The following is a 4,471-nucleotide window of genomic DNA, read 5'->3' as shown; positions in this document are numbered from 1 at the left end:
CTGATAGACCATGTTTATCAGCTGGGCTTATTTAATGGGAATGTTCTGGTTGCAGAGAAAGGGGATGTAGTCTATAAAGCATCGATGGGCTTTGCAGAAGGAGCAAAAAAGAACAGGCTTACTGATCAATACAAATTTCTTATAGGCTCTATCGTTAGAGAATTCAGTGCTGTAGGCATAATGATGTTAAATGAGCGCGGAAAATTAAGTGTTGAAGATAAATTATCTAAATATCTTTCAGAATTACCTGAATGGGCAGATAAAATGAGTGTTAAGGAGTTGCTGCAGTATACAAGTGAGAGTGCCGGTATTGTGCTGCAGCAGAAGCTTTTGGAGAAACTCACAGGCACTTCATTTAGTCAGTTTGTAACAGAAGAAATATTTAAGCCAAGCGGAATCAATACTTTACCGGCGCAGTCAAAGGAACAAGATTTTTTTGTGGCGAGGTCTTTTAGCAATGATCATCAGCAAGATAAACCCGATCTGCCTTCTTCCTTAAAGGTGTATTTAACATTAGATGATTTGTATGCTTGGTTACAGCATTTATATCAGCTTAAGTTCATCAATGCCAATGCTGTAAAACAAATACTTGGTGCTACAGAAAAGGATAAACCTTCTGCGTTGGGGTATGGTGTAGTGGAAGGTGACAAATGGATTTCTCATCTGGATAGGGGATCTATGTTGAATTCTGAAGTTTTCTTTTCTTCAAATATTCCAAAAGGACGGACGATTATATTCATGAGTAACAACAAGAATATAAAACTGTCAGAACTCAACAATATCATTCAATCTATATTAGATGGAAAGCCTTATAGTTTTCCTAAAAAATCTTTGTTTCAAAAAATAGAAAAGCAAATGGGTGCCTTAAATGGACATCAAATTGTTGCATTTTACGAGTATTTGAAATCTAAAAACAACGAAGAGTATAACTTTGGAAGTGAGAGAGAACTGGAGAATATTGGAAATTATTTAATGGAGAAGTCTCGTTATGACGATGCCATTGAAGTGTTTAAACACAATGTGAAACTATTTCCAAAGTCTGGAGGTGGATTTATGAACCTGGCAGAAGCCTTATATAAAAAAGGAGATCAAAAGGAAGCATTGGTTAATTACAAGAAATCCTTATCCCTGGATCCGTTAAACAAAACCGCCAAAGAAATGGTTCTTAAACTGGAAAAAAAATAACTGGAAGTAGCAAGTGTTTTTAGGCTATCTTATTTTTCTTCTGCTGATATCTGCTTTTCCTGAACTGCAGATCTTGTTAACTTCACATCAAAGGCATTAATTGTTTGATTTGATGTGAGATAATTTACTAATTTTGCCAAATCCGCCGAGGAAAATCTTATAGATCTTTAAACCTTGGAAGAGTAAGCTTAATTAATGAAAGTACTTTACACCCGTATTCTTGCCAAGAATATTCTTCTTGCTTTTTTAGCATTTGTTATCATTCTGACGATTGCTGCAATTTTTGTTCGTAATTCTATTTCTCATAAACTGGAGCATATTTCTAAACTGGCTTCCAATGCAGAACGTGATGAAACAAGACCTCAAAAAGCTCTATTGCTGCTTCATCAGGCAGAAGATGATTTTCAGAGCTCCTTGCTCAGTACGGATACTGCGAAAACCGAGTCTTATAAGAAAAGGCTTTCAGATGCTTTTAACCTTATTGATACCCTATTAAAGGAAAACAAAGATTCTGCAGCCTTTAGAAATATTGAAAACAAGAGGGTACAGCTGTGGTATACTAAAAAGCTTAAACTTTCAGACCAGCTTTATGATTTAAAACATAATTTTGATTCCTTATTAAGGGTGTATGCCAGTTTTAAAACAGTGGATACCGAGGATGAGGGGGCTATAAAGATAAAAACCCATCAGGCGAAAAAGAGTTTTAATAATAATGTTGACACGGTTAAAAAAGCTGCTATTGTTAAAAAAAGAGGATTATTTTCCCGAATTAAACATGCAATAGCCAATAAAACTGATACAGTTGGGGTAGAGGTTATTCAAATTAACCATAATCAAACCAATAATATTATTGATTCCACAATTAAGCGAATCACCTCCAGAGATAAGGATGCTTATGCAAAGAGATTACAACAGCTACAGAACCGTAATAAGTCTCTGTTGAGCATGCAAAGAGAGTTGATCAACCTGAATTCACACATCACGACCGAACTGGAGAGGATTATCAGTGACCTGAAAGAGATTAATTACAATATTGCAGATGAGTTTAAGTCTATGGCTTTTAAGAGCTATCAGGAAACAACCGCCTTATTAAATCGATTGTACCTCGTGGCCCTTTTCCTTGTATTGATTTTTGCAGGTCTACTCATCGTATTCATTATAAAACTCAACCAATCGGAAAGATTGCTGCGAAAAGAGAACGAACGTTCTGTTACTATTGCCCAGCAAAAAATGGATTTATTACTTCATATGAGTCATGAGATCAGGAATCCACTTACTGCAATAAAAGGCTTTCTTTATATATTTAGCCAGACTGAGCTGTCGAAAAGACAGTCTGACATGCTGGATTCTATAAGGCTCTCCTCAGATATGCTCCTGGGTACCTTAAATGATACATTGGATGCTGCGAAAATGGAGAATAGTGAATTTAAAATTAATAGTGAACCATTTAACCCTGATTTCACACTTAAAGAAGTGATTGAAAGTATGGAATTCAGTGCCAACAAAAAGAAATTGTCCATTGACTATTCGTTTAAGGGAGATAAGGAGGCGATACTGCTAGGAGACAGTTTTAGACTTAAACAGGTAATGGTCAATTTATTGAGCAATGCCATCAAATACACCAGTGCAGGTAGTATTCATGTAAAAGCAGAATTAATCGTTTCGGGTGAAGAAAACAGACTACAAGTGGATGTGGCAGATACTGGTGCTGGTATTCGTGCAGATCAGCAGGCCAACTTATTTTCTAAGTATTACCAAACCAATTCTGCAAAAGGAAAAACAGGCACAGGGCTTGGTCTTTACATTTGTAAGGAATTTGTTAATCTTCAGAAAGGTAAAATTAGTGTTAAAAGTGTTGCAGGTGAGGGCAGTACCTTTAGCTTTTATATCCCATATGTGAAATCTGTAAAACCAGGACATGGGAACCAGGAAGAATGGACAGAAGACCCATTGTCTTTGCTTAATGGCATCAGTATATTGGCGGTTGATGATAATGAGCTGAACTTAAAGTTCCTGAAAATGATGACCAGTCAATGGAATGTAACGTTTCATCAGGCTACTAATGGTCAGGAAGCTTTAAAGATCATCAATGAACAAGCCGTAACTGTTGTTCTAACAGACATCCACATGCCTGAAATGGACGGTCATGAATTGATAAAGGCTATTCGTGAGCTAAAGGAACCACTTAACAAATTACCTGTTATCGTGATCAGCGGCGGAACGGAGCCCTCTGAAACCAGAACATTCCTTCAAAAAGGATTTTCAGGACTGGTGAGCAAGCCATTTGTAGAAAAAGAACTTATAGAACAGATCGCAAAAGTGATAAAAGCTTAAATTATGCGTTTTCCAGATCTACGATAATCAGTTTTTTCATTTGCATCAGCGCCCCCATAACTCTTTGAGCACGTACTGGATCCTTTAATAATTTACCCAGCGCTTTCGGAATGATTTGCCAGCTTAAGCCGTATTTATCTTTTAGCCAGCCACAAGCTACCTCCTGGCCTCCGTTTGTGGTGAGCTGTGTCCAGTAGGCATCAATCTCTTGTTGATTGTCGCATTCTACAACTATAGATATGGCATCATTGAAATGGAAACCATGATCAAAAGAACTGTCCATTGCCATGGACACGAATCCGTTTAACCGAAACTGAGCGTGTTTTATAAAATTAATATTATCGTGGTCTTCTTTGCTGTATTTCATAACTCCCTGAATGCTGGAGTTTGGAAATACATGCGTGTAGAATTCAATGGCTTCTGCAGCGTTGCCAGCCTGATCGCCGGTAAACATATAGGTAGGGGAGAACTTTTGCGGTGTATCCGATTTACTACCCGTATAGAGCTGCCAGGAAACCCCATATTTGTCTTCAACCCAACCATATTTAGGACTCCACTCATACTTATCCAGGGCCATCATTGACTTTCCACCCTTTATCAGCGCATTCCAGTACTTTTCTGTATCTTCTGCAGCTTCGCTAGTCACCATAAAGGAAATAGCAGGGTTGGGGGTAGATGTAGGACCATCATTGAGCAGCATGATCTTTTGTCCACTCAATTGGATCTGGATAACATAAGGTGAAGTCTGTCCAATTTTGCCTTCTCCAAAAGTATCAATGTAAAAGTCTGCCGCCTCAGTAATTTTACCTTTTAAGGTTAGGCAGGGGTAAATTGAATTGTCCATATTCGTAGGTTTAATTTGAAAATTTGATTGCTATTCCTTTTTTCCTTTTAAAAAAGCCACTATAGCCATGGAATGACCGTGGCCTAGATCAAAGTCCTCCTTTAGCCA

At 37.6% G+C, this 4,471-nt stretch carries 4 protein-coding genes; 2 read left to right on the top strand and 2 right to left on the bottom strand.

Annotation, left to right across the window (positions count from 1 at the left end):
* Both DBR11_RS12200 and DBR11_RS12195 read left to right on the top strand, forming a co-directional pair.
* On the top strand, positions 1-1,185 hold a 1,185-nt coding region (locus DBR11_RS12200; protein WP_108552951.1), incomplete at its 5' end, for a serine hydrolase.
* Between the two features lie 195 nt (positions 1,186-1,380).
* Positions 1,381-3,519: an ATP-binding protein gene (locus tag DBR11_RS12195; protein WP_108552950.1), complete on the top strand. Its 2,139-nt coding sequence runs from the start codon at positions 1,381-1,383 to the stop codon at positions 3,517-3,519.
* A 1-nt stretch (position 3,520) separates the two neighbouring features.
* Here DBR11_RS12195 and DBR11_RS12190 read toward each other — a convergent pair whose 3' ends face one another.
* Both DBR11_RS12190 and DBR11_RS30625 read right to left on the bottom strand, forming a co-directional pair.
* Complete coding sequence (locus DBR11_RS12190; protein ID WP_108552949.1) at positions 3,521-4,363, bottom strand: VOC family protein; 843 nt, start codon at positions 4,361-4,363, stop codon at positions 3,521-3,523.
* 30 nt (positions 4,364-4,393) lie between these two features.
* Positions 4,394-4,471, bottom strand: a 78-nt coding sequence (locus DBR11_RS30625) for a DUF4287 domain-containing protein (RefSeq protein ID WP_146186518.1), incomplete at its 5' end; no start/stop codon positions are given.

The organism is Pedobacter sp. HMWF019, assembly GCF_003061025.1.
GTDB lineage: Bacteria > Bacteroidota > Bacteroidia > Sphingobacteriales > Sphingobacteriaceae > Pedobacter.
This window is presented reverse-complemented; position numbering and strand designations above follow the sequence as displayed.